This is a genomic window from Rhizobium fabae, from assembly GCF_003985135.1.
Lineage (GTDB): Bacteria > Pseudomonadota > Alphaproteobacteria > Rhizobiales > Rhizobiaceae > Rhizobium > Rhizobium pisi.
The window spans coordinates 129519-152219 of record NZ_ML133645.1; the positions used below are offsets into that span (position 1 = coordinate 129519).

Sequence of the window (22701 nt, forward strand, 5' to 3'; positions counted from 1 at the left end):
CGGATTTTTTTATGACCGATATCCCGGCGAAACGCCAGAATTGCATAGGCGCGCCCGCCCGGGAATCGCATAATGTCGCGCCACGCCATTTGCCGGGAGCCTTCCATGCCGCGCCTGCCCGCCGCCCTTCTTCTAGCCGGAACACTGCTCCTGGCAACGACGCCCCTGACCATCGGCGCTTTCGCGCAGTCGGAAAACGACGTCTACAACAAGATCGAGGAGTTGCACGGCGATGCCGCGGGTTTCGACCGGCCGCTGCGCCAGCTCGTCCGCGCGATGCGCTCGGGCGATGCCGAGGCTATCGCCGGCCTTGTCGAATACCCGCTCACCGTCAAGGCGAACGGCGAGACCTACGATGTCGAGAATGCCGAGGATTTCGTCGAGAATTTCGACGATCTGGTGACGGCTGAGACCCGCCGCACTGTCGGGCGCCAGCAATATCAGGATCTCTTCGTCAACAGCGACGGCGTCATGCTCGCGAACGGCGCCGTCTGGATGGGCGCGGTCTGCGACGACAATGCCTGCCAGGACAGCCATTGGGCGATCATCGCGATCAACAATTGAAATCCGGCGACGAGGAAAAGCCAATGAAATACTGGGTAGCCGCGGCCATCATCACCGCAGCCGTGACCATCGCGGCGAATGCACAGGCCGCCGAGACGCGTTGCGGCTGGATCGAGAATCCGACGCCCGCCAACTGGTGGCTGCAGGATGCGGAGAACACCTGGACGATCATGACCCAGGGCGAGGATGTCGATGCGGTGGAAGGCATGGACCTGATCCCCGACATCTCAGAACACGATTACGTCAGGACCAACGGCAATTATGGCTATGCCTGCGCCTGCATGGGCGTCGAGACCGACGGCAAGGATCGCATCACGAAAATCCTCTCCTTCCGCCAGCTGAAGCTCGCCAAATGCCGTGCCGACAAGGCGCTGAAATCTCCAGGCTGATCGGAGCCTAAACCGAAAAACTGGAAGGCCGGCGCGATCATGACCCAAGGGCAATTGATGCCGCAGCGCAGCCGGCAGGGATCGGCGGAGATTCTTCCGGCATCGTCTTGTCGATCGCGTATAGCTTCGCGAAACCGGCATCCTCGATGAGCGTCAGGCCGGCTGGCATGACGTTGCCGACATAGTCGTCGGTAACATCGGCATTGGCGACCAGGACGAAATCGAACCGCCTGCGCCAATCCGACAGGTACAGATAAGACGGATCGGCTTTAAACTCCTGCATCAATGCCGGGCAGGAAAGCACGCCAATCGACACGAGACTGCTCTCGGGAGCCGCGATCTCAGACCATGGCGGCAGGACGGAGAGCGGCTGCTTGCCTTTTGCGGTGAAGAGTGTCGGCACGAAAGCATGGGAGAAAGGCAGGGCAAGCGCCGGCAGATGCCGGTAGGTAGCCAGTCCCCACACAAAATTCCGGCTGGAGTGGGCAAGGCCGCTTTCCTTACCCGCTTTGTGCTCCAGAGGCAGCACGGCCGCACCGGGCGATATCTTCTTGAGAACGCTCTCAACGGCGGCAACATCCTTCTGCGCCAGCCACCAGTTCCAACCGATCCAGCCGGTGCGGCCGAACACCGTGAGATTGACGATGAGCGCCAGCAACAGCGCCTGCCGGCGCGTGAGATTGGCGAAGGGACACACCATTGCCATGGCGACGAGCACCGCCATGATTGGAAAGCGCCAGCTGATCCATCCGGTACCGAGCGCGTGGCGAGGCGAAATACAGGAGAGAAGCAGAAGACCGGAGGCGGCGACGGCAAGCCCTGCATGAATACGAATGTCGCCGGCGCGCGCTGCCCGCGTGCAGATGAAAATCAGCGGCAGAACCAGCACGACATCCACGACCGGGACATAGGTCATGATGGCGGAGAGTAAATTCTGGACGGTCAGGAGGATGCTGTCGTTCCAGACGAGGCCGAGGCCATTGCCGGCGGCGTTGGGCAAAGCCGCCGTATGGAGATAGAGCGAAAGCGGCGGCAGAACGCAGGCGCCAAGCGCCAGTGCCAACCGGCCGGCAAGTCTGAACAGGCCCGACTTCGATCGCACTATGTCGATGCGCCAGGAAAATTCGAGGCCGCAGACGATCGTCATATAGAAGCCGAGCGCGAAGATATGCATCACCGTCAGCGCCAGTGCGGCGGCGAGCCGCCAGGCAAAAACCAGAGCGGGATTTCGCCCCTGCAGCCGCAGATCGACGCAGGCGAAGGCGAGCGCCATGCCGAGGCCGATCTGGAAGTTGATGAAGCCGCCGATCATGGTGGCGCACCAGCCGAGCGACAGCATGGCGATCTGCCAATAGTGCCGGCCTCCGAAAAGCGCGCGGTGCAGGCAGATCGCGCCAAGCGGCGGCAGAACGATCGCCAGGAAAAGCAATGCCCGCGCGAGCGCATCCGCGCCGATGAGCGGTCCGAGCCAGACGGCCAGGAGATCCATTCCCACATTGGTGAAGGTGCGGTTCCAATCGACCGCATAGATCTCAGGAAACGGCTGCTCGCCTATTCCACCCGAAAGAAGCCAGAGACGGGCGTAGTGATTGGCATAATCGAGAATGGGCGGAAAGGGAAACAGCACCACCAGGGCCGCGGCAAGCGCGACGAAAGCGGCGATCGCGATGGTGGAATCCTGCCTGCCAGCCGATTCTTCAGGCCTGGCCTTGGCCGAGGCAGGCGCCGCAATCTGGTCCATTATCCGATCCGGCTGGTCTTTTGCGACCGCGGCGGCTCACCGGATGCAAAGACCGCATCCAGCGCGGCGCGTCTGTCGCTCGCGCTCATCTCGGAAAAGACGGCCGGCAGTTCGGCCTGTTCGCTGCCGCGCCGGATCGTCTCGATCATGAACATCGGCCGCTTCTTGCTCTCCTGCACGAGACGGCCGAGATACTCGCCGATGATGCCGATGCAGATCAGCTGGATGGCGCTGAAGACGCTGACGGCAACCATGATCGACGACCAGCCGGTAACCGTTTCGCCTTCCAGCCAGCGCACGAAGGTATAGACGAGCAACGCGATCGCGACACCGGCGCTGACCACTCCGAGCCATGTGGCGATACGCAGCGGCGTCGTCGAAAAGCTGGTGATCGCATCGAGCGCAAAATTGATCATCTTGCGCAGCGGATATTTCGTGGTGCCGGCAAAGCGGGCGTCACGCTCATAAGGCAGGGCCACCTGCCTGCCGCCGATCCAGCTGACCATGCCGCGAATGAAGCGATCGCGCTCCGGCATGGCGAGCAGGATATCGACGACGCGCCGTCGCATCAGCCGGAAATCGCCGGTATCGCGCGGGATGGTCACCGAAGCGAGCCTGGACAGGGCGCGATAGAAGAGCGAAGCCGAGGCGAGCTTGAACCAGGTTTCACCCTCGCGGCGCGTGCGCTGGCCGTAGACGACGTCGGCGCCGCGCTCCATGATCGGCATCATCATCAAAAGCAGTTCGGGCGGATCCTGAAGATCGGCGTCGATCAAAAGCACACGCTCGCCCCGGGACGCGGCAAGACCCGCCGTCGATGCCAGCTGGTGGCCGTGATTGCGCAGGAGGCGAATGCCGAGCACCTCGGGCACATCAGCCGCCAGATCCGAGATGATCTCCCAGGTGCCGTCGGACGAGCCGTCATCGACGAGAATGAGCTCGAAGGCATCGCCGGCAACGCTGCGAGCAGCGGCCACCGCGCGACGGCAGAATTCGCGCAGACCCTCTTCCTCGTTGTGACAAGGCGCGACGATGGAAAGAAATGGTGTTTGCGTCATGCCGCCATCAGTGCTTGGTGTTTCGAACAAGCCTAGCTGCGAAACGTCAAACATCCTTTAATAGCAAACCGCGCCGGCATCTTGGCGGACGCGCCGCGCTCTATTCCGCCGCCATGATTTCGCGCGCGCCGTCGATATCGCGGGCGGGTGATGCGCCATAGAGGCGGCTGTATTCGCGGCTGAACTGCGAGGGGCTCTGATAGCCGACGCGGTGGCCGGCCGTGCCGGCATCGAGCCGCTCGACGAGCATCAGACGGCGCGCCTCATGCAGGCGAAGCTGCTTCTGATACTGCACCGGCGTCATCGCCGTCACCGATTTGAAGTGGTGATGGAAGGACGACACGCTCATGCTGACGCGCTCGGCAAGGTCTTCGATGCGCAGCGGCCGTGCGAAGTTTTCCTTCAGCCACGCGACCGCGCGCGCGACCCTGTTGCTGTGGCTGTCTGCCGTGGCGATATTGATCAGCCGCGCGCCATCCGGCCCGGTCAGCACCCGGTAGAGGATTTCCTGCTCGATCAGCGGCGCCATGGCCGGAATATCGGCTGGACGATCGAGCAAGCGCATCAGGCGGACAGCGGCGTCGAGCAGTTCCGGCGGAGCGACATTCACCGCCATCCCGCGCTGCCCGTCGGTATGGGCGGCCGGGCGCGGAATATCGATGCGGCTCAAAAGCTCCAGCAGCTTTTCGGAGTCGATTGCCAGCCCCAGGCAGAGGTGCGGAACCTCGGGGCTCGCCTCCGTGACGCGCCAGGCGACCGGCAGGTCGAGTGAGGTCAAAAGATAGTCCCCGGTTCCATAGCTGATCTGCTCCGTGCCGAGGCGCAGGCTCTTGGCCCCTTGCAGCACGAAGGCGAAACACGGCTGGTAGCTGCTGTGCAGCGGGTCGCTGGGCCTGGATCGGCGGCTGATGTGTAGATTGCCGATCGCCGTGGAGAACCCGCCGTCGTGAGGTGCGAAGCGCATCGAGATGTCGACGATTTCCTGATAGGGGCTGAAGGGCAAGGTCATGCGGCAACTCTTTCTGTCAATTGTCTGACGCCGGCGATACCGCCTCTATCTAGAGTGCCTTCGCCATTTCGCAAACAGGCCGGCCTCTCACTTTTGCAGGATCGTGCAAAAAGCTCGGAGGATCGCTCTAACCCTCTCGCGCGGTTCCGGGCAATAGTCCAGCATCCCGTTCAACCCCCACTCCATGATCAAAAGGAAGGTTCCCATGCCTATTGCAAGAGGCTACGCCGCCACCGACGCTTCCAAGCCGCTCACCCCCTTCACCTTCGAGCGCCGCAACCCGAACCCCGATGACGTCGTCATCGACATCAAGTTTGCCGGCATCTGCCATTCCGACATCCATACCGTCCGCAACGAGTGGAAGAACGCCGTCTACCCGATCGTGCCCGGCCATGAGATCGCCGGCATCGTTTCGGCCGTCGGTTCCGCCGTCACCAAGTTCAAGGTCGGCGACCGCGTCGGCGTCGGCTGCTTCGTCGATTCCTGCATCGGCTGCGCCGAACGCGACCTCGACCGCGAACAGTACATGCCGGGCCTTTCCGGCACCTACAATGATTTCGAAGCCGACGGCAAGACACGCACCCAGGGCGGCTATTCCGATAGCATCGTCGTCAAGGAGGGCTATGTCATGTCCATCCCTGACAACCTTCCGCTCGATGCCTCCGCGCCGCTGCTCTGCGCCGGCATCACGCTCTATTCGCCGCTGCGCCACTGGAATGCCGGCCCGGGCAAGAAGGTCGCGATCCTCGGCATGGGCGGCCTCGGCCACATGGGCGTCAAGCTTGGTTCGGCCATGGGCGCCGATATCACCGTGCTCTCCCAGACCCTTTCCAAGAAGGAAGACGGCCTGAAGCTCGGCGCCAAGGAATATTACGCCACCAACGACCCGGAAACCTTCACGAAGCTCGCCGGCACGTTCGACCTGATCATCTGCACCGTCAGCGCCGGGATCGACTGGAACGCCTATCTCGGCCTGCTCAAGGTGGACGGTTCCTTCGTGGTCGTCGGCGCGCCGGAACACCCGATCCCGGTGCATGCCTTCTCGATCATCCCCGGCCGCAAGAGCATCTCCGGCTCGATGATCGGATCGATCAAGGAAACCCAGGAAATGCTCGACTTCTGCGGCAAGCACAACATCGTCTCCGAGATCGAGAAGATCAACATCCAGCAGGTCAACGAGGCCTATGAGCGCGTCCTGAAAAGCGACGTCCGCTACCGCTTCGTCATCGACATCGCCTCGCTGGCGGCCTGAGGAACGAGGGGCGGCTCCTTCGGGGGCCGCCTTTTTTGATAACGAGCGGCACCCTCCATCGGCCCTCGTGCGGACGCGCGATGGCTTGATCCTATACCGGCGTGCCGTGGCCACCCCCCTCTGCCCTGCCGGGCATCTCCCCCACAAGGGGGGAGATCGGCAGGAAGCCATGCTTCGCCCCAAATTTACGGTTCATGTGACGGCCAGTTGTTTGGGGAAGCCCTGGCCACTTGCCGATCTCCCCACCTGTGGGGGAGATGCCCGGCAGGGCAGAGGGGGTAACCCCACGGCATACCCTCTCCTTCCTGATTTTTGCGCTCATCCCCAGGGTTCAGTACAACCCCCTTAACCACTCCCCCGCAGGCGCAGCAGATATTCGGCGCCGTTGAACGGATCAGGCCCCGAGCGTCCGCGCAAGCGCGGCGGGCCTGCGATCGGGGCGTAGTGATCGAAGGAAGTTTCCATGGTCCCCGCCCCGCTCGTCAGGCGGGGCAATTGCTGCTGAACGCTTTGGACCATCTGAGACGCCATGGTCCCCTCGAGCCGGGCGACGCCATCAGCGATCACCGAATCCGTCGTCGCCGCGGCTGATTTCGCAAGCAGAGTGAGCACGGCGCTCAAGCTCTCCATGGGTGCGATGAGATGAAAGCGGTCGATCGGCTCGCAGAGGACGGTCTGCGCGGCCGATAGCGCCGTTGCCAGCACCCATGGCGTCATCTGCCGGAAATCGGCGGCGGTGCTTGCGGGCGCACTGTGCCGGGCGGCCGTCATCGCCACGTGGCAATCGATGACCTGCCAGCCGAAAATCCCCTGCTTCAGCGCCTCGAACACGGTTTCCTCGACCGCTCGGTAAAAGGCGACGGGCATCTGGCCGACATCGACTTCGAGCGCGAAGCTGTTGCCCGCTCCAGGGGCGCGCGGTTCGACGCGCAGGCCGACGGTCGCGAGAAACGGATTCGGCTCCTTGAAGAGGATCTGCAGGCCGACCCCGATCCCCAAGGGCCTCTCGACCAGGATGACTGTGCTTTCCTCGAACCGTGCCTCGAGGCCGAAATCCGTCTGCAGCGTCGATTGGATCACCTCCTTCTGCACCTCGCCGTAGAGTGACACGAAGACTTCGTCCGCCTCCTCGTTCCGGCGCAGATTGATCAAGGGATCCTGTTCGGCCATCTGGTTCAGCGCCAGCCAGAGCGCCGCCTTGTCGGAAGGGCGGCGGGCAAAAACGCGGGTTTCGAGCGTGGGCGGCGCGAAGTGAGCCCGCCCGCCCTGGGGATCTCCGCCCACCGCATCGCCGATACGGGCGCCGGCAAGGCCGCTGACGCGCGCGATCTGCCCGGCACGGAGGCTCTCGGCGCCATGAACCCGGCCAGCCTCGAACACATGGATCGCGGTCACCCGTTCCGGGCCTTTGGGCAAGTCCAGAGATTGCCGGAGCCGCACCGTGCCTGAGTTCAGGTAGATGTAGGAGAGCTTTTCCCCGCCCCAGCCGCGTTCGATCTTGAAGATCTTGCCGGCGACCGGACCATCCGGATCGGGCCGCCGCGCGGGCAGGATCGTCGCAATGGCCGATGCCAAAGCGGGAATGCCGACGCCGGTCATCGCAGCGCCCGCGAAGACGGGATGCACAAGCCCTCTCGCCACCTGATCGGCCAGGCAGCGCCCGAGCATTTCCTCCGTCAGCCGGTCGGGAGCGACGACATAGTCATCGAGCAGCGCCTCGTCATTTTCCCCGAGCGTCTCACAGAGCGCCGAAAAGAGCGGCTCGCCTCCCGGAGAGAGCGCCTCCACCCGGGCAAGCTTGGCTCCGGCATCGATGACCGAGGACATGGCGATGGGGCGGACCGCCAGCTGCGCAGCAAGGGCCTCCATCACATCCTGAAAACGCGCGCCGGGACGATCGACCTTGTTGACGAAGAAGACGAAGGGGACGCCGAGCCGCCGTAGCGCCCGCACCAGCACGCGCGTCTGCGCCTGCACGCCTTCGACTGCCGAAACGACAACGACCGCAGCATCCAGCAATCCCAGCACCCGTTCGACCTCCGCGATGAAATCGGGATGGCCGGGTGTGTCGATCAGATTGACGATCCTGTCGCCGATCGCAAAAGACACCACCGCGGCCCTGATCGTGATGCCGCGCTGCCGCTCGAGTTCGAGAGTGTCCGTCTGTGTATTGCCGGTATCGACGCTGCCGAGCTTGTCGATCACCCCGGCGTTAAAAAGCAGTCTTTCGGTAAGGCTAGTCTTGCCTGCATCCACATGGGCGAGGATGCCCAGATTCAAAGTGCGCATAAACCACCAACTTCTCGGAAATTCGGATGTGATTTTCGTGAGAAGTGAATCGGCGCATTGGAACCTCTACCCGTTGTTACGGCTTGGATGCGTAACTCCCGGTGGTGGGAGACGCGGGTGGAATGCTAAGGGTGTGTGCGGAGATATGTCAAGCGTGGGGTGTATTGCATTTGCGGTGCGGCGCGCCGATTGTGGTCTCCTGTGTCGGAGTGCCGTGGGATTACCCCCTCTGCCCTGCCGGGCATCTCCCCCACAAGGAGGGAGATCGGCAAGAGGCTGGGTCATCCGTCCCTCTCTGCCGTATCGAAATAACCATGCGGTGGTTGTTTGGGGAAGCCATCGCGCCCAGCCGATCTCCACCCTTGTGGGGGAGATGCCCGGCAGGGCAGAGGGGGGTGCCACACGGCACGCCCTCTCTTCACCGGCTTGACCCGAAAGAAGGAGCCCTACCCCTCCTCCCGCATCGTCTCCCGCTGGGTGATCAGCCGGGCGCTGTGCTGGCCGCTGAGATAGATCCATAGCCAGCTCCAGGCGACGGAGAAGCGCGAGCGGGTGCCGATGAGGAAGTAGATGTGGGCGATGCCCCAGATCCACCAGGCTAGCCAGCCTTTCAGCTTGATCCGGCCGAAATCGATGATCGCAGCACTCTTGCCGATCGTCGCCAAGCTCCCCTGGTGCCAATATCTGAAAGGCGCCGGCGCCGGTTTGCCCGACAGGCGGGCGCGGATGACCTTGGCGACATAACCGCCCTGCTGCTTGGCGGCGGGCGCGATGCCCGGCACCGGCTTGCCGTCTTCCCGCAGAACCGAGGCGGTGTCGCCGATGACGAAGACGTCGGGCAGGCCAGGCGCGCTCAGATCCTTTTCGACGACGACGCGCCCTGCCCGGTCGGCGGGTGCGCCGAGCCATTGCGCCGCCGGCGAGGCGGTGACGCCGGCCGCCCAGACGATCGTCCGGCTCGGGATGAAGGTCTCGCCGATCTGCACGCCGTCGGCGCTGCAATCGGTCACCGGCCTGCCGAGAAGAACCTCGACCCCAACCCTCTTCAGCGCCTTTTCGGCATAGGCCGAAAGCTCTTCGGCGAAGGTCGGCAGCACGCGCGGGCCGGCTTCGACCAGCTCGACGCGGGTCTTGCGCGTGTCGATGTTGCGGAATTCCTTGGGCAGCGTGAAATGCGCAAGCTCGGCAATGATGCCGGCAAGCTCGACGCCGGTCGGCCCGGCGCCGACGATGGTGAAGGTCAGGAGCGCATCGCGCACGGCGGCATCGGCCTCCATCTCCGCCTTTTCGAAGGCGAGCAGCACGCGCCTGCGGATCGTCGTCGCATCCTCCAGCGTCTTCAGGCCGGGCGCCACCGGCTCCCATTCGTCACGGCCGAAATAGGCATGCGTCGCCCCGGTCGCCAGCACCAGCGTGTCATAACCGAGAGTCATGCCGCTGCGTAACGAAACCGTCTTCGCGCCGCTGTCGACGCTGGTGACTTCGCCAAGTAGCACCGTCACGTCGGGCCGGTCCGCATAGAGGCGGCGGATCGGCCAGGCGATCTCAGAGGTGGAGAGAATGGTCGTCGCCACCTGATAGAGCAGCGGCTGGAAGAGATGATGGTTGCGCCGGTCGACGAGGGTGATCTTCACGCCTGCGCCCTTCAACCCGTTGACGAGCTGCAGCCCGCCGAAACCGCCGCCGACAACGACGACATGATGATCGCCCATGACCTGCCCCTTTGCGCCATTTCGCTGAAAGCCAATGTGGCCTTTGCCGCGAAGGTTGCAACCGCCGTTTCGGCATGCCTGCCCTGCGCCACCGGCAGCCGGTGGCGCTCAGATTATCCGCTCCTCCGGTAGTCCGACCCTGCGAAACTTGTGGAATGGAAGTCAGGCGCAGTTATGCAGCCCAGACCGAGCTTCGGTTGGGCTGCAATGCAGACGTGCCGTTCGACCGATAGCCGGTCAGGAACCGGCTCACAGCGCAGATACGAAACGTACCCTCAATAGGGACCGACGCACTGGCGACGTGGTCCGTAATAGGGCTGGAAGGTATTGTCGAACGCCCTATACGAGCGATAGCGCGCATAGCACCAGCTCTCGTGGCTGCTGCCCCCTCCATAATAGGCAGTCGACGCATAGGCCCGATAGGGCCGTCCATAATAGCGGTAGGGCGAGCCATAATAGCGGTAAGGCGATCCGTAATAGCCGTAGGGCGAGCCGTAATAGCCGCCCGAGCCGTAATAGCCGCCGTAGGGTGAACCATAATAGCCGCCGTAATAGGGCTGTGCCAATGCCCCGCCAATGATCGTGCCGACGGCCAGACCACCCAAGGCCCAGCCCCAGCCCGATCCATGGTGATGATGGCCGTAATACCCGCCTCCGTAATGGCCGCCATCCCAGTGGCCGCCACCCCAGTGACCGCCGCCATGGCCGCGCCATTGCACTTGCTCTATCTGCTGCTGCGCATCGATCCGGGGTGGGTTGATAGCCGGAAACGCTTGAGCCGGCGTGATGCCGGGGGCACCTATGATCAAGCATAACGCAGCGACGGTTAGCTTTCTCATGACCGTTCTCCTCTCCTCCTCCAAGTGGAGGCAATATCTTCCTCTCCTCCTGAACCAAAGGTGAACGCAATATGTCGAAAAACGTTCCGTAGAGAGACAAATTAATCGCTGGCGATGGCGCTGAGGATTATCGGCTCCTCCAGCGATCCAACCTTGCCTTTTCCAGACAAGACCGGATACCAGGCGCTCATCCCCTGGTCACCGTGCGTAACCCACGGGTATCGCCATTCCATGTTTCAATTCTTCCATCGAAATCGACGCCGAGACGTCGAAGAGTTCGAGCTTGCGCACGATCTGTTTGTAGATCACGTCGTAATGCTCGACGCGCGGCAGCACGATCTTCAGGATGTAATCGTGATTGCCGGTCAGCCGGTGCGCCTCGACGATCTCGGGAATGTCGCCGATGATCCTGCGGAAAGTTTCCGTCCATTCGTCGGAATGATGCGCCGTCTTGACGAGGGCAAAGACCGTCGTCGGCACGCCCATCCGCTCCCGGTCGAGCACGACGATGCGTCGGGCGATGTGGCCGCTCTCCTCCAGCCGCTGGATGCGCCGCGAGCAGGCCGATACCGAAAGCGCCACACGCTCGGCAAGGTCGGTCACGGATATGCCGGCATCCTTTTGCAGCATGTCGAGAATGCGTCTGTCGCGATCGTCCAGCATGTGTGTGAAGTCAACCTCGCGCCTTTATTTTGCATAATATTACCAAATCACGCAAAATAGTAGCACACTCCTCGCATGAGGGACAAACAACGCAAACACGCCGCGCCGGGAATGCGGCATCATTTTCGAAGTTCAAGCATGGGAGCATGAAGAGATGGAAACGATCGGTCTGATCGGCGGCATGAGTTTCGAAAGTTCGGCGGTCTATTACCGCCTCGTCAACGAGATGGTGCGTGCCCGCAGGGGCGGCCTCGCCTCTGCCGAGCTCATCCTGCATTCGGTCAATTTCGAGGAGATCGTCGCCCTTCAGAAGGCCGGTAACTGGGATATGGCCGCCCGTCGCCTCGCCGACGTGGCTCTGCGCCTGCAGGTAGGCGGTGCCAGCTGCGTCCTCATCTGCACCAACACCATGCATTTGATCGCCGATGAGGTTGCGAAGAAGATCTCCGTGCCGTTGATCCACATCATCGACGAGACGGCGAAATCGCTGCATGCCGCCGGCCGCAAGCGCCCGCTGCTGCTTGCTACCCGCTACACGATGGAGCACGGCTTTTACGCCGAGCGCATGAAGAGCCTCGGTCTCGACATCATGGTGCCTGATGCGAGCGACCGCACCACCGTGCACGACATCATCTTCAACGAGCTCTGCGCCGGCAGAGTGCACAACAGCTCGCGCGAAAAGCTGATTGATATCATCGACCGCGCCGTGGATCGCGGCGCCGACAGCATCATCCTCGGTTGCACCGAGATCTGCCTGATCCTCGATCCCGACCGCCTGCCGCTGCCGGGCTTCGATACGACTGCGATCCATGCGCGCGCGGCGGTCGATTTCGCGCTCGGCGCCGAGGAAGCGGCCGAAGAGGAAGCCGCTTGAATTGACAATTTAGTTGACTCAGTCAACTAAATGCAGGACAAAGGTCTTCATTCGGAGACCTTTGCCGCACTGCTGACAGGTCGGCCAGCTTCTCTTTCGTCATGCTCGGGCTTGTCCCCGGGCATCTGCAGCCGGTTGAGATGGAGCAGATCCTCGGCACAAGGCCTGGGATGACGCCGAGCAAAGAGCGAGGTTTGTCAGCAAATTGGCAAGAATCTCCACCTGGAGACCTTTGCCATGTCCGACACCGCTCTCATTGAAACCGCCCGCGATTTCAACCGCTTCTATACGAATTTCCTCGGCCTTCTCAACAAGGCCTATCTCGACTCGCCGTTTACGCTGACGGACGCCCGCATCCTGTTCGAAATCGGCTCGCACGATGGCGTCGCCGCCACGGCACTTGTCCGCGACCTGCATCTCGACCCGGCCTATCTCAGCCGCATCCTCAAGCGTTTCCGCGCCGAGGGACTGATTGAAACCAGTCCCGATCCGGTCGATCTGCGCAGCCAGGTCATCATTGTCACCGACCGGGGACGAGAGAAGTTCGAGGAACTCGGCCGGCGCGCCAATGCGCAGATCGCCGCCCGTTTCGACAATCTCGCGGCCGGGGAGCCGGAGGCGGCGATCCGCGCCATGGGCACGATCCGCGCCTTGCTCGATCCGGCGGCCAAGCCTGCGCCAGCGGTCATCCGCGCCCATCGCGCCGGCGATATCGGCTGGATCGTCCAAAGCCAGGGCCGCTTCTACGCCGAGGAATATGGCTGGGACCTGCGCTTCGAGGCGCTGGTTGCCGAAGTCGCGGGAAAATTCCTCGCCAATTTCGATCCGTCCTTGGAATATTGCTGGATCGCCGAGCGCGGCGGCGTCAATGTCGGCTCGGTCCTCGTCACCAATGGCGGCGACGGCATCGCCAAGCTGCGCCTGCTCTATGTCGACAAATCGGCCCGCGGCCTCGGCCTCGGCAAGCTGCTGGTCGACGAATGCATCCGCTTCTCCAGGCAGAAGGGCTACCGCGAGCTTTCACTCTGGACCAACGACATGCTGGAGACCGCCCGCGCCATCTACGTCAAAGCAGGCTTCCGCCTTATCTCCGAGGAGAGACATCGCATGTTCGGCCCCGAGGCGAACGGCCAGAACTGGGTTCTGACCCTCTGATCTCGTCCAGCGATTGTTGCGTCGCAAAAATTTCGCTTGATTTGGAAACGATCATTCCCTAATTAACGGCCATGACCGTTGCCAACCTCACATCAGATGAAAAAGTCCGCAGCCGTGGCCGTCCGCGCGAGTTCGATATGGATGTCGCACTTGATGCTGTCCTGCAGGTCTTTTCCGAACGCGGCTACCACGCGACCTCGATCAGCGATCTGACCGAGGCAATGGGCCTGACCTCAGGCAGCATCTACAAGGCGTTCAAGGACAAGCGCGGCGTCTTTCTCGCAGCCTTTGCCCGTTACCGGCAACTCGGCCGGCGGCGCCTGGAAGCGATGATCGCGTCAGCGGAAACGGGCCGCGAGAAAGTCTTCCAGATGGTGATGTATTACACCGACCGCTCCTATGGCGATGACGGCCGCAAAGGCTGCCTCGTCGTGGGCGGCGCCAACGATTTTTCCCTGCTCGACGAGGAATCGGCCGCCCATGTCGCGGCTGCCTTTGCCGCCGACGAGAAGCTGATGGCCGACCTCATCCGCATCGGCCAGGCCGATGGCAGCATTCCGCAGACGGTGGCGGCGGATGCCGCCGCACTCACCTTTCTTTGCTTCACCAAGGGCTTGCGCGTCATCGGCAAAACAGGACGCAGCAGGCAGGAGATGGTCGCCGCAGCCGAAGCGGCGATGAAGCTCGTGACCTGAAGCATCTCGCGCAAAACCGTGCAGCGCTTTTGCGATCACGACATGCGCGGGGAGCCAATCTGAAAGATTGCGGCGCGCTTTATGGCCGCGCCCCAGACGATCGAAAATAACGACACCCGGTCAAGGATCGGGTGGCCGTAGCCAGCATTTTTGCATTCAATCCCCAAAATCTTTGGACACCGGAGTTTCCGATGAGCATTTCAGCCACCACGCCGGACAAGGCTATCCCACGAGCGCTATCGCCCTGGCTCACCTTCCTTTTCGCCGCCGCCTGCGGGCTGGTGGCCGCCAATCTCTATTACGGCCAGCCGCTTGCCGGCCCGATCAGCGCCGATCTCGGCTTCACCCCCGCCGCCACCGGCCTGATCGTCACCCTGACGCAAATCGGCTACGGCCTCGGCCTGCTGCTGATCGTGCCGCTCGGCGACCTCACCGAAAACCGTCGCCTCGTCCTGCTGCTGATTTCTGTCTCCGCCGTTGCGCTGATCGGCGCAGCACTGTCGACTACGCCTGCCGCCTTCCTCGCCGCCTCGCTCTCTATCGGCCTCGCCTCGGTCGCCGTTCAGGTGCTGGTGCCCTTTGCGGCAAACATGGCGCCGGATGCCACGCGCGGCCAGGTCGTCGGCAACGTCATGAGCGGCCTGCTCTGCGGCATCATGCTCGCCCGCCCCTTCGCAAGCTTCGTCGCCGAGGCCTCGTCCTGGCACGTCGTCTATTATCTCACCGCCGGGCTGATGATCGTGCTCGCCATCGTGCTGCGCGCCAACCTGCCGGTCCGCCTGCCGAAGACGAAGCTGCGCTATGGCGAGCTGCTCGCCTCCATGGCCCATCTGGCACTGACCTCGCGCGTATTGCAGCGCCGCGCCCTCTACCAGGCCGGCATGTTCGGCGCCTTCAGCCTGTTCTGGACGACGACGCCGCTGCTGCTCGCAAGCCCGGCCTTCGGCCTCACGCAGAACGGCATTGCCCTCTTTGCGCTTGCCGGTGCTGCCGGCGCCGTCGCCTCGCCGATCGCCGGCCGGCTTGCCGACCGCGGCATGACGAAGATCGCCTCGACGATCGCCATGCTGCTCGGCATGGCCTCCTTCCTGATCAGCCATTTCGCCACAGATGGCTCGCTCACCGCCTTGCTGCTTTTGACGGCGGCGGCGATCCTTCTCGATTTCGGCGTGACGACCAATCTCGTCTGCGGCCAGCGCGCCATCTATGGGCTGAATCCGGAACACCGCAGCCGGCTCAACGGCCTGTTCATGGCCACTTTCTTTGCCGGCGGCGCGCTCGGCTCGGCGCTCGGGGGCTGGGCCTATGCGACCGGCGGCTGGACGATGACGGCCTGGATCGGCTTCTGCTTCCCCGCACTGGCCTTCCTCCTGTTCCTGACGGAAGGGCGCGGCAAGCAGGCAGGCAAAATCTGAGACCCGATATCCAAATCCTCAATGCGGGCTTATAAATGCAGCCATCCGGTGAGCGGGCACACTCCCGCTCACCGCTCAAGAATTTCGTTTTTGTGGGATGTTTCCAACATGGACATGGACGAAGAGAAGATCGACGACGCCGTTCTCGCATTGCTATGGCTGACGCTGCATGACGGAGACCGTGCCTGGAAGGGTTTCGACTGGGACGTGATGGACCGCTTGCATCGGAAGGGCTTGATTGAAGATCCCGCGGGCAAGGCAAAGTCCGTCGTCCTCAGCGACGAAGGATTGCGGCGATCGGAGGAATTGTTCCGCGCTCTGTTTACGCGACCGACGAAATGATCGCTGACGCCACTAGCTGTCGACAGAATCGAAACGCAAGCGGGCGGCGCGAACGGCATCGTGGTTTGCTTCCGCCCAGTTCAGAAGCTGCGACAGCGGCTGGTAAAGCGAGCGGCCGAGATCTGTCATCGAATATTCGACGCTCGGCGGCTTGGTCGGGAAGACCTCACGATTGACATAACCGTCCCTCTGCAGGTCGCGTAGCGTCTGCGTCAGCATGCGCTGCGAGATATCGGGTAGCATGCGCCGCAGCTCACCGAACCGACGGGGCTCGGCCGCCAGCACCTCGAGCAGCAGCGTCGACCATTTGCCGCCGATCTGCTGCATCATGTCCCGGACCGGGCAATTGGAAAAATCGAGATCGGCGAGATCGATCTCGCGCCGCATCCCCGGCGTCCTGTTCTTCAGACTGACGACTGCGCCGCTCATCTGCTGGTTCCCTTTTGGTAACGTACAGCCGAAAAACTGCCTCCTTTACACCGCGAAGTCAATTCCTATTCTAGTGTTACTCTCTTTTTGAGACTACCATCGGAACGCAGAAGGAAACGACGTATGAGCGAAACCATCCTGATCACCGGCGCGGCCGGACAGCTCGGCCAGCGTGTCATCCATCACCTGATCGAGACCTATAAGGTCGCCCCCGGCAACATCGTCGCGGCAACGCGCAGCCCGGAAAAGCTTGCCGAGCTCGCAAACAAGGGTGTCGTCACCCGCAAGGCCGATTTCGATGATGCGGCCGGTCTGGAGAAGGCTTTCGCCGGCGTCGACCGGCTGCTGATCATCAGCACCGATGCGCTCGATACTCCCGGCAAGCGTCTCGCCCAGCACAAGGCCGCCGTCGCCGCCGCCGCCAAGACAGGCGTCAAGCACATCGCTTATACCTCGATGCCGGCGCCCGACGATTCGCTCGTCACCTTCGCACCCGACCACCTCGGCACCGAAAACGCCATCAAGGCGAGCGGCGTCGCCTACACGATCATTCGCGACGCCTGGTATCACGACAACTACCTGCACGGCATGCCGCACAATCTCCAGGGCGGCAAATGGTACAGCGCCACGGGCGACGGCAAGATCTCGACCATTTCGCGCGACGACTGCGCGCTGGCGATCGCAGCCGCCCTCGCCTCCGGAACTTCAGAGAGCGCCACCTACACGCTGACCGGGGCCGAGCTGCTGAACAACCGGCAGATCGCCGCCATCGTCTCCGAAGTCGCCGGCAAGCCGCTTGACGTGGTCGACGTCAATGACGAGCAGCTCGGCCAAGGCATCCGCGGCGCCGGCCTCCCCGGCTTTGTCGCCGATATGCTGGTTTCAGCCGACGCCAACACCCGCGCCGGCAAATTCGCCATCGTCACCGAAGATTTCACCAAGCTGACCGGCAGGAAGCCGCAGCCGCTGAAGGATTTCTGCGTGGCACACAAGGCAGCCCTGACGGCTTCAGGCAACGCCGGAGGCCATTGAGCCTTCCGCTCATCCCTGCGCTTGCCGCGGGGATGAGCGGCTGGATTTTGAATGCGAAAATGTCATCACGTCAGACAGATGGGTCACCCACGGCGCGGACGCGCCCTGGGTGGGTTCCTGTGACATCCTCGGGGCAAAGCCCTGAGGACAGGAATGAGGAGAGGGCGTGCCGTGTGACACCCCCCTCTGCCCTGCCGGGCATCTCCCCCACAAGGGTGGAGATTGGCTGGGCGCACCGGCTTCCCCAAACAACTCAAGCATTGTGGTCGTCGGTGCCGTCTGAGAGGGAGCGATGGTCAAGCATCTTGCCGATCTCCACCCTTGTGGGGGAGATGCCCGGCAGGGCAGAGGGGGGTGCCCCAGGCACTGCCAGTCCGGCAGCAAGCCCCAGTTTATACCGCCGTATCGCCGATCGACGATGCCGTCAAACCGCCTGCCCGCAAGCCCTGCAGAACCGCCGCACCGTCTCGGCCATACCATATTCCAGCGCATCGGCGGTCAGCCCATGGCCGATCGAGACTTCGGCGAGATCGGGAATGCGCTTTACCAGCGCTGGCAGGTTTGCGACGGTGAGGTCGTGGCCGGCGTTGACGGCAAGGCCGATCGCGAGCGCCGCATCCGCCGTCTGTCCCAGCGCTTCGAGGATCGGGGCGGCCCGCTCCGGCGCATCGTAGCAGCCGCCATAGGGGCCGGTGTAAAGCTCGATCCGGTCGGCGCCGACCGCCTTGGCGATCTTGACCGCTTCCGCATCCCCGTCGCCATCGGCAAACAGCGAGACACGGCATCCCATCGCCTTCAGCCGCGCGACGGCAACGGTCAGGAATGCCTGATGTTTGCGGAAATCCCAGCCGTGGTCGGAGGTTGCCTGCGCGGGATCGTCGGGCACCAGCGTCACCTGCTCGGGGGCGGCGCCGGCACAGAGATCGAAGAACTCCTCCGTCGGATAACCCTCGATGTTGAACTCGGCCTTGGGGAATTCGTCGTCGATCAGGTTGCGGATGACGGGCAGGTCGGAAAATCTTATATGCCGCTGGTCGGGGCGCGGATGCACCGTCAGCCCGCTGGCCCCCGCGGCAAGCGCGATGCGCCCGAGCGCTTCGACGCTCGGCCAGGGCAGGTCGCGCCGATTGCGCAGCATGGCGATGGCGTTGAGGTTCACGGAGAGCTTGGCGGGCATGGCTGGCATCCATCGGTCACGGAAACGGGAGGCCCTGCTTTTATGCCAAGTGCCGTACGATGACCAACGAGATTCGCAGATGGATGCGATGCCGATCGCTGATGGGCATTGCGTTTGGCCGGAGCATTCGATGGCACCGGCGTACCGCAGATAGTAATTCCCGTCGCCCCGAAAGACGACCAACCAATGCCGCAATGCAGCGCATGTTTTGCTGCAGCACACTTAAAGCCTTGGTAAATTAGGCCGTCACGTTGCTATCCCATTTAAAAGAGATTATTTTTAGCACTTATAAAAAAGATCGTTCCCGCATAACCTGGACATCGTATCGCGTTGGTAGGCCGCGTACTGCTTCTTTCCCAATGATAAGAACGCCTAGAGGAAACCCCACTCGCCGCGCCCGGGAAGCAACTGGCAAAACCGCATGAGGTGCAACAAGATGCCCCAGGAGGGTTCATGCCAGACGGTTCCAAACGCCTGTTTGCCACCGCCGGTATTGCTTCGGAGGCCCGGTCGAAATACCGGTTTCTGCCTTCGGCTGCGCTGCCGCCGGACCTACCAGACGGTCCCGTGCCCATTGCCGATATGGCCAACGCATTCGGCGTTACGCACAGGACACTGCATTTCTACGAAGAAAAGGGGTTAATCTCCGCCAATCGCATCGGCCTGATGCGGGTTTACGGCCAGGACGACGTGATGCGCATGGCTGTCATCACCGTCTGTCGCGAGACGGGCATGCCGATCGCCGTCATCCAGGAACTGATGGACGAGCTTCGCAAGGCCGATTCGCAGGAATCGGCCGAGACCATGTTCCGCGAGGCCCTGCAGGTGCGCAAGCGCGAGTTGACGGCCGAGATGTCGACGCTGCACCGCCAGCTCCAACAGGTCGGCGACCTCCTGGATTTCGACGGCGGCATGGAGATGGCGCCGCTGAACGACAATCAGGACAGTTCCAGCCTGACCCCGCGGGAGCTTCGCTGCCTGGAACTGATGGCAGAGGGCTATTCCACCCAGCGAATCGCCCGCGCGCTCGACCTGAAGCATGACGAGACCAGGGATCTCGAAGCCGGAATCATCCTGAAATTCCGCGCCAACAACCGCTTCCAGGCGATCGCCAAGGCAGTCCTGCTCGGCATCGTGCAGGCCTGAGGCATTCCCCGACGGCCGCCACCGTCCCTTCCCTCGCTGACCGCATCACTGATGTGATGGGCATTTCTGACGTGATCGGGATCAGCGCACGATCGTCAGCGTCTCGGCCGCGCGGGTGATTGCGGTATAGAGCCAGCGCTCCCGCGTATCGCGAAAGGCCCAGCTCTCGTCGAAGAGCACGACGTCGTTCCACTGCGAACCCTGCGCCTTGTGAACGGTCAGGGCATAACCGTAATCGAACTCGTCGTAGCGCTTGCGCGTGTTCCAGGGGATCTCGCCTTCGACATCCTCGAAGGCCTGCTTGAGCAGCTTGATCTTGGCCGCCCCGCGGTCCATGTCGTCGTCCTCAGGGCGGACGAGCAGGTTGATGCCGGGCTTCGTCGTTTCCTTGGATGAAGTCATCACCTGCCAGAGCGAGCCGTTGAGCAGGCCCTTGGCCGGATCGTTCCTCAGACAGACGAGCTTGTCGCCGGTCTGCGGATAATCGGCGCTGAAGCCCTTCAATTCGCGCAGGCGCTGATTGTAGCGCCGCCTTGTCCTGTTGGTGCCGACGAGCACCTGGTCGGCATCGAGCACGAGCTGCTGCGTCACCTCGTTCTTCGAGATCACCTTGGCCGTGCCGTAATCGCCGTACATCACCTCATTGCCTTCGCGCACCTGCATGGCGAGCTTGATGATCGGATTGTCGCGCGCCTGGCGATGGATATCGGTCAGCAGATAGTCCGGCTCCTCATTGGTGAAAAAGCCGCCGCCGCTGACCGGCGGCAGCTGGCCGGGATCGCCGAGCACCAGGATCGGCGTGCCGAAGCTCATCAGATCCTTGCCGAGCGCCTCATCCACCATCGAGCATTCGTCGACGATGATCAGCGCGGCCTTGGCGACCGGGCTCTGCCGGTTGATTGAAAACATCGGCGCGATCGAGGTCTTGCCGGTTTCCTCGTTCTCCACCTCTTCCTCGCCGCGCGGGCGGTAGATCAGAGAATGGATCGTCTTGGCGTTGGAGGCGCCGCGCGAGCGCAGCACCTGCGCGGCCTTGCCGGTGAAGGCGGCAAACAGCACATCGCCATCGACATTCTCGGCAAAATGCCTGGCAAGCGTCGTCTTCCCCGTTCCGGCATAGCCGAACAGGCGAAAGAGCGGCGAGCGCCCTTCCTTCAGCCATTTCGAAACAGCCTTCAGGGCTTCGTCTTGTTGCGGCGCAAATTGCATGATCGCAGGACTTGGCAGGATTCGCCTGTATTAGGCAAGGCGGAAACTGACGCGGCATGGCCGAGGACGGCAAGATCCCCGTGCGCGCACCGAGTCCGCCCGCCCGGACGATCATCCGTTCCACGGTCGGTCCGCGCCGCTCGCGCACATGGAGGGGTCCTGCCCGATCGTATCGGTCAGGAAATCCAGGACTATTTTGACGCGCAGCGCCATGTTGCGTCTGGAGAGGTAGACGACGGTGATCGGCAGCCGGCTTGGCTGGAAGCCCTCCATCACGGGGATCAGCCGGCCGGCGATGATATCGGGCACGGCGATGATGTGGGAGAGCACCGCGAGGCCCGCGCCGGCAAGGGCTGCCCTGTGAATGGCAACCGCGCTGCAGGCGGTCAGCCGCGGTGAGATCCTGACGGAGATGTCTTCCGAGCCGTTCGAGAACGACCATGCATTGGCCTCGCCCGCCCTGTTGTAGCACAGGCATTCATGGTCCTTGATATCCCGCGGCTGGCGCGGCGGCGCCTTGCGCGCGAGGTAGGCGGGCGACGCCACCAGGAAGGCCGTCGTCCAGCCGATCCGCCGGCAGACGAGGCTGCTGTCTGCGACCGAACCCAACCGGACTTCGAGATCCAGGCGCTCCTCGATCATGCCGGAGCTTTGCTCCCTGAACATCAGCTCCACCGAGAGTTTGGGGTGGGCGGCAAGAAGATCGCCCAGCCGTTCGCTGAGAAAGAGGCCGAGCGGCGCGGGAACACTGATCCGGACCTTGCCGGAGGCCACCGTGCCACCCGATCCGGCGGCATCGCCGAGCTCCTCCACCGCTTCGAGAATCCGGAGCGCCATCGGCATCATCCGCTCCCCCTCCGCCGTCAGCGACAGGCCGCTCGTCGTGCGATGCAGGAGGCGGGTGTTGAAATGACCCTCGAGGGCTGCGACCTGCCGCGAGACCGCCGGTTGCGTCACGTCGAGATCATGCGCCGCCGCCGAAAACGAGCCCGTCTCCACGACGCGCAGGAAAGTCCGCAATGCCGAAACGATATCCATCCCCACCCCTCATACTTTTGTGCATAGGCTTTATGCGGCCAGACTAGGCTGGAATGGCTTTACAGTCCAGAGATTAAGGATATCTTTTGTCCATAAGGACATTTTATATCCTTAATTAGAGGAGAAATGACATGACCCAGCGATTGAACTATGCCCAGCAGTCCCCCGAGCTTTTCAAGAAATTCATGGAATTCAGCATGGCGCTGAAGAACAGCGTGATCGACGAAAAGCTTCAGGCCCTCATCGAGATCCGCGCTTCGCAGATCAACGGATGCGGCTTTTGCCTCGACATGCATGTGAAGCAGGCGAAGATCTTCGGCGAGAGCGAATTGCGCATCCACCACGTCGCCATCTGGCGGGAATCGAATCTGTTCGTTCCTCGCGAGCGCGCTGCCCTTGCCTGGACCGAAGCCTTGACCGAGTTGCCGGAAGGCGGCGTTCCCGATGAGATCTACGAACGGGTTCGCGGCCAGCTTTCGGAGAAGGAAATTTCGGACCTGACCTTCGTCGTCATGGCGATCAATGCCTGGAACCGCGTCAATGTCGGCTTCAAGACGGTGCCCGGCTCGGCCGACAAGGCTTACGGCCTCGACAAGGCAGGCCTGAACTAACCCTCGCAATTCATTGAGAAGATTCAACTTTGACGCTGCCGCATCGCGGCAGCGAACGGGAG

Annotated in this window: 22 protein-coding genes; 11 read left to right on the forward strand and 11 right to left on the reverse strand. The window is 62.6% G+C overall.

Going from position 1 to position 22701, the window contains the following annotated elements:
• Window positions 1-105 precede the first annotated feature (105 nt).
• On the forward strand, window positions 106-564 hold the full coding sequence (locus EFB14_RS00710) for a hypothetical protein (protein ID WP_125843696.1): 459 nt from the start codon (window positions 106-108) through the stop codon (window positions 562-564).
• Between the two features lie 23 nt (window positions 565-587).
• Window positions 588-953, forward strand: a complete 366-nt coding sequence (locus tag EFB14_RS00715) for a DUF4087 domain-containing protein (RefSeq protein WP_125843695.1) — start codon at window positions 588-590, stop codon at window positions 951-953.
• Window positions 954-990: 37 nt separating this feature from the next.
• Here EFB14_RS00715 and EFB14_RS00720 read toward each other — a convergent pair whose 3' ends face one another.
• From EFB14_RS00720 to EFB14_RS00730, 3 genes are all read right to left on the reverse strand, one after another.
• Window positions 991-2694: a hypothetical protein gene (locus EFB14_RS00720; protein WP_126821870.1), complete on the reverse strand. Its 1704-nt coding sequence runs from the start codon at window positions 2692-2694 to the stop codon at window positions 991-993.
• Window positions 2694-3752, reverse strand: coding sequence for a glycosyltransferase family 2 protein (locus tag EFB14_RS00725; RefSeq protein WP_126821871.1), 1059 nt, complete (start codon window positions 3750-3752; stop codon window positions 2694-2696). The genes EFB14_RS00720 and EFB14_RS00725 overlap by 1 nt, the downstream gene beginning before the upstream one ends.
• A 100-nt stretch (window positions 3753-3852) precedes the next feature.
• Complete coding sequence (locus EFB14_RS00730) at window positions 3853-4761, reverse strand: AraC family transcriptional regulator (RefSeq protein ID WP_126821873.1); 909 nt, start codon at window positions 4759-4761, stop codon at window positions 3853-3855.
• Window positions 4762-4966: 205 nt separating this feature from the next.
• Between EFB14_RS00730 and EFB14_RS00735 the strand changes: the two genes are divergently transcribed.
• The gene (locus tag EFB14_RS00735) at window positions 4967-6013 is read left to right on the forward strand and encodes an NAD(P)-dependent alcohol dehydrogenase (protein ID WP_126821875.1); all 1047 of its coding nucleotides are present in this window, start codon (window positions 4967-4969) and stop codon (window positions 6011-6013) included.
• A 345-nt stretch (window positions 6014-6358) separates the two neighbouring features.
• Here the strand turns inward: EFB14_RS00735 and EFB14_RS00745 are convergent, their stop codons facing one another.
• The 4 genes from EFB14_RS00745 to EFB14_RS00765 all read right to left on the reverse strand — a co-directional run bounded on the left by EFB14_RS00745 (window position 6359) and on the right by EFB14_RS00765 (window position 11516).
• Window positions 6359-8302, reverse strand: a complete 1944-nt coding sequence (locus tag EFB14_RS00745; RefSeq protein WP_126821878.1) for an elongation factor G — start codon at window positions 8300-8302, stop codon at window positions 6359-6361.
• 446 nt (window positions 8303-8748) lie between these two features.
• On the reverse strand, window positions 8749-10014 hold the full coding sequence (locus EFB14_RS00755) for an NAD(P)/FAD-dependent oxidoreductase (protein WP_126821880.1): 1266 nt from the start codon (window positions 10012-10014) through the stop codon (window positions 8749-8751).
• Between the two features lie 275 nt (window positions 10015-10289).
• Window positions 10290-10853, reverse strand: a complete 564-nt coding sequence (locus EFB14_RS00760; RefSeq protein WP_126821882.1) for a BA14K family protein — start codon at window positions 10851-10853, stop codon at window positions 10290-10292.
• Between the two features lie 198 nt (window positions 10854-11051).
• A complete protein-coding gene (locus EFB14_RS00765) occupies window positions 11052-11516 on the reverse strand; it encodes an Lrp/AsnC family transcriptional regulator (protein ID WP_126821883.1) in 465 nt (154 codons plus the stop codon).
• Window positions 11517-11670: 154 nt separating this feature from the next.
• Between EFB14_RS00765 and EFB14_RS00770 the strand changes: the two genes are divergently transcribed.
• From EFB14_RS00770 to EFB14_RS00790, 5 genes are all read left to right on the forward strand, one after another.
• Window positions 11671-12390: an aspartate/glutamate racemase family protein gene (locus tag EFB14_RS00770; protein WP_125843685.1), complete on the forward strand. Its 720-nt coding sequence runs from the start codon at window positions 11671-11673 to the stop codon at window positions 12388-12390.
• Between the two features lie 237 nt (window positions 12391-12627).
• Entirely contained in the window at window positions 12628-13545 is a 918-nt protein-coding gene (locus EFB14_RS00775; RefSeq protein ID WP_126821885.1) for a bifunctional helix-turn-helix transcriptional regulator/GNAT family N-acetyltransferase, read from the forward strand.
• Between the two features lie 71 nt (window positions 13546-13616).
• On the forward strand, window positions 13617-14240 hold the full coding sequence (locus EFB14_RS00780) for a TetR/AcrR family transcriptional regulator (RefSeq protein ID WP_126821887.1): 624 nt from the start codon (window positions 13617-13619) through the stop codon (window positions 14238-14240).
• A gap of 191 nt (window positions 14241-14431) precedes the next feature.
• Window positions 14432-15655 carry an MFS transporter gene (locus EFB14_RS00785; RefSeq protein ID WP_126821889.1) on the forward strand — a complete coding sequence of 408 codons (1224 nt, stop codon included), beginning with the start codon at window positions 14432-14434 and terminating at the stop codon, window positions 15653-15655.
• A 108-nt stretch (window positions 15656-15763) separates the two neighbouring features.
• Window positions 15764-15997: a DUF6429 family protein gene (locus tag EFB14_RS00790; protein ID WP_126821891.1), complete on the forward strand. Its 234-nt coding sequence runs from the start codon at window positions 15764-15766 to the stop codon at window positions 15995-15997.
• Between the two features lie 12 nt (window positions 15998-16009).
• On the opposite strand, the gene EFB14_RS00795 is transcribed toward EFB14_RS00790, so the two are convergent.
• The gene (locus EFB14_RS00795; protein ID WP_126821893.1) at window positions 16010-16426 is read right to left on the reverse strand and encodes a winged helix-turn-helix transcriptional regulator; all 417 of its coding nucleotides are present in this window, start codon (window positions 16424-16426) and stop codon (window positions 16010-16012) included.
• A gap of 123 nt (window positions 16427-16549) precedes the next feature.
• Here EFB14_RS00795 and EFB14_RS00800 point away from each other — a divergent pair, with 123 nt between their 5' ends.
• The gene (locus tag EFB14_RS00800) at window positions 16550-17458 is read left to right on the forward strand and encodes an SDR family oxidoreductase (RefSeq protein WP_126821895.1); all 909 of its coding nucleotides are present in this window, start codon (window positions 16550-16552) and stop codon (window positions 17456-17458) included.
• Between the two features lie 424 nt (window positions 17459-17882).
• Here the strand turns inward: EFB14_RS00800 and EFB14_RS00810 are convergent, their stop codons facing one another.
• On the reverse strand, window positions 17883-18635 hold the full coding sequence (locus EFB14_RS00810; RefSeq protein WP_126821897.1) for a pyridoxine 5'-phosphate synthase: 753 nt from the start codon (window positions 18633-18635) through the stop codon (window positions 17883-17885).
• 453 nt (window positions 18636-19088) lie between these two features.
• Here EFB14_RS00810 and EFB14_RS00815 point away from each other — a divergent pair, with 453 nt between their 5' ends.
• Entirely contained in the window at window positions 19089-19781 is a 693-nt protein-coding gene (locus EFB14_RS00815) for a MerR family transcriptional regulator (protein ID WP_125843677.1), read from the forward strand.
• Window positions 19782-19862: 81 nt separating this feature from the next.
• Here the strand turns inward: EFB14_RS00815 and EFB14_RS00820 are convergent, their stop codons facing one another.
• Together EFB14_RS00820 and EFB14_RS00825 are read right to left on the reverse strand one after the other, a co-directional pair.
• Window positions 19863-20990 carry an ATP-dependent DNA helicase gene (locus EFB14_RS00820; RefSeq protein WP_125843676.1) on the reverse strand — a complete coding sequence of 376 codons (1128 nt, stop codon included), beginning with the start codon at window positions 20988-20990 and terminating at the stop codon, window positions 19863-19865.
• Between the two features lie 111 nt (window positions 20991-21101).
• On the reverse strand, window positions 21102-22028 hold the full coding sequence (locus EFB14_RS00825; protein ID WP_126821899.1) for a LysR family transcriptional regulator: 927 nt from the start codon (window positions 22026-22028) through the stop codon (window positions 21102-21104).
• A gap of 131 nt (window positions 22029-22159) precedes the next feature.
• Between EFB14_RS00825 and EFB14_RS00830 the strand changes: the two genes are divergently transcribed.
• Complete coding sequence (locus tag EFB14_RS00830) at window positions 22160-22639, forward strand: carboxymuconolactone decarboxylase family protein (protein WP_125843673.1); 480 nt, start codon at window positions 22160-22162, stop codon at window positions 22637-22639.
• The last annotated feature ends 62 nt before the right edge of the window (window positions 22640-22701 follow it).

Coding starts and splice junctions, on each gene's coding strand:
- EFB14_RS00710 (WP_125843696.1), top strand. CDS start 106: ATGCCGCGCCTGCCCGCCGCCCTTCTTCTAGCCGGAACACTGCTCCTG.
- EFB14_RS00755 (WP_126821880.1), bottom strand. CDS start 10,014: ATGGGCGATCATCATGTCGTCGTTGTCGGCGGCGGTTTCGGCGGGCTG.
- EFB14_RS00780 (WP_126821887.1), top strand. CDS start 13,617: ATGACCGTTGCCAACCTCACATCAGATGAAAAAGTCCGCAGCCGTGGC.
- EFB14_RS00825 (WP_126821899.1), bottom strand. CDS start 22,028: ATGGATATCGTTTCGGCATTGCGGACTTTCCTGCGCGTCGTGGAGACG.
- EFB14_RS00720 (WP_126821870.1), bottom strand. CDS start 2,694: ATGGACCAGATTGCGGCGCCTGCCTCGGCCAAGGCCAGGCCTGAAGAA.
- EFB14_RS00765 (WP_126821883.1), bottom strand. CDS start 11,516: ATGCTGGACGATCGCGACAGACGCATTCTCGACATGCTGCAAAAGGAT.
- EFB14_RS00820 (WP_125843676.1), bottom strand. CDS start 20,990: ATGCAATTTGCGCCGCAACAAGACGAAGCCCTGAAGGCTGTTTCGAAA.
- EFB14_RS00800 (WP_126821895.1), top strand. CDS start 16,550: ATGAGCGAAACCATCCTGATCACCGGCGCGGCCGGACAGCTCGGCCAG.
- EFB14_RS00785 (WP_126821889.1), top strand. CDS start 14,432: ATGAGCATTTCAGCCACCACGCCGGACAAGGCTATCCCACGAGCGCTA.
- EFB14_RS00810 (WP_126821897.1), bottom strand. CDS start 18,635: ATGCCCGCCAAGCTCTCCGTGAACCTCAACGCCATCGCCATGCTGCGC.
- EFB14_RS00790 (WP_126821891.1), top strand. CDS start 15,764: ATGGACATGGACGAAGAGAAGATCGACGACGCCGTTCTCGCATTGCTA.
- EFB14_RS00725 (WP_126821871.1), bottom strand. CDS start 3,752: ATGACGCAAACACCATTTCTTTCCATCGTCGCGCCTTGTCACAACGAG.
- EFB14_RS00745 (WP_126821878.1), bottom strand. CDS start 8,302: ATGCGCACTTTGAATCTGGGCATCCTCGCCCATGTGGATGCAGGCAAG.
- EFB14_RS00735 (WP_126821875.1), top strand. CDS start 4,967: ATGCCTATTGCAAGAGGCTACGCCGCCACCGACGCTTCCAAGCCGCTC.
- EFB14_RS00775 (WP_126821885.1), top strand. CDS start 12,628: ATGTCCGACACCGCTCTCATTGAAACCGCCCGCGATTTCAACCGCTTC.
- EFB14_RS00770 (WP_125843685.1), top strand. CDS start 11,671: ATGGAAACGATCGGTCTGATCGGCGGCATGAGTTTCGAAAGTTCGGCG.
- EFB14_RS00815 (WP_125843677.1), top strand. CDS start 19,089: ATGCCAGACGGTTCCAAACGCCTGTTTGCCACCGCCGGTATTGCTTCG.
- EFB14_RS00715 (WP_125843695.1), top strand. CDS start 588: ATGAAATACTGGGTAGCCGCGGCCATCATCACCGCAGCCGTGACCATC.
- EFB14_RS00730 (WP_126821873.1), bottom strand. CDS start 4,761: ATGACCTTGCCCTTCAGCCCCTATCAGGAAATCGTCGACATCTCGATG.
- EFB14_RS00830 (WP_125843673.1), top strand. CDS start 22,160: ATGACCCAGCGATTGAACTATGCCCAGCAGTCCCCCGAGCTTTTCAAG.
- EFB14_RS00760 (WP_126821882.1), bottom strand. CDS start 10,853: ATGAGAAAGCTAACCGTCGCTGCGTTATGCTTGATCATAGGTGCCCCC.
- EFB14_RS00795 (WP_126821893.1), bottom strand. CDS start 16,426: ATGAGCGGCGCAGTCGTCAGTCTGAAGAACAGGACGCCGGGGATGCGG.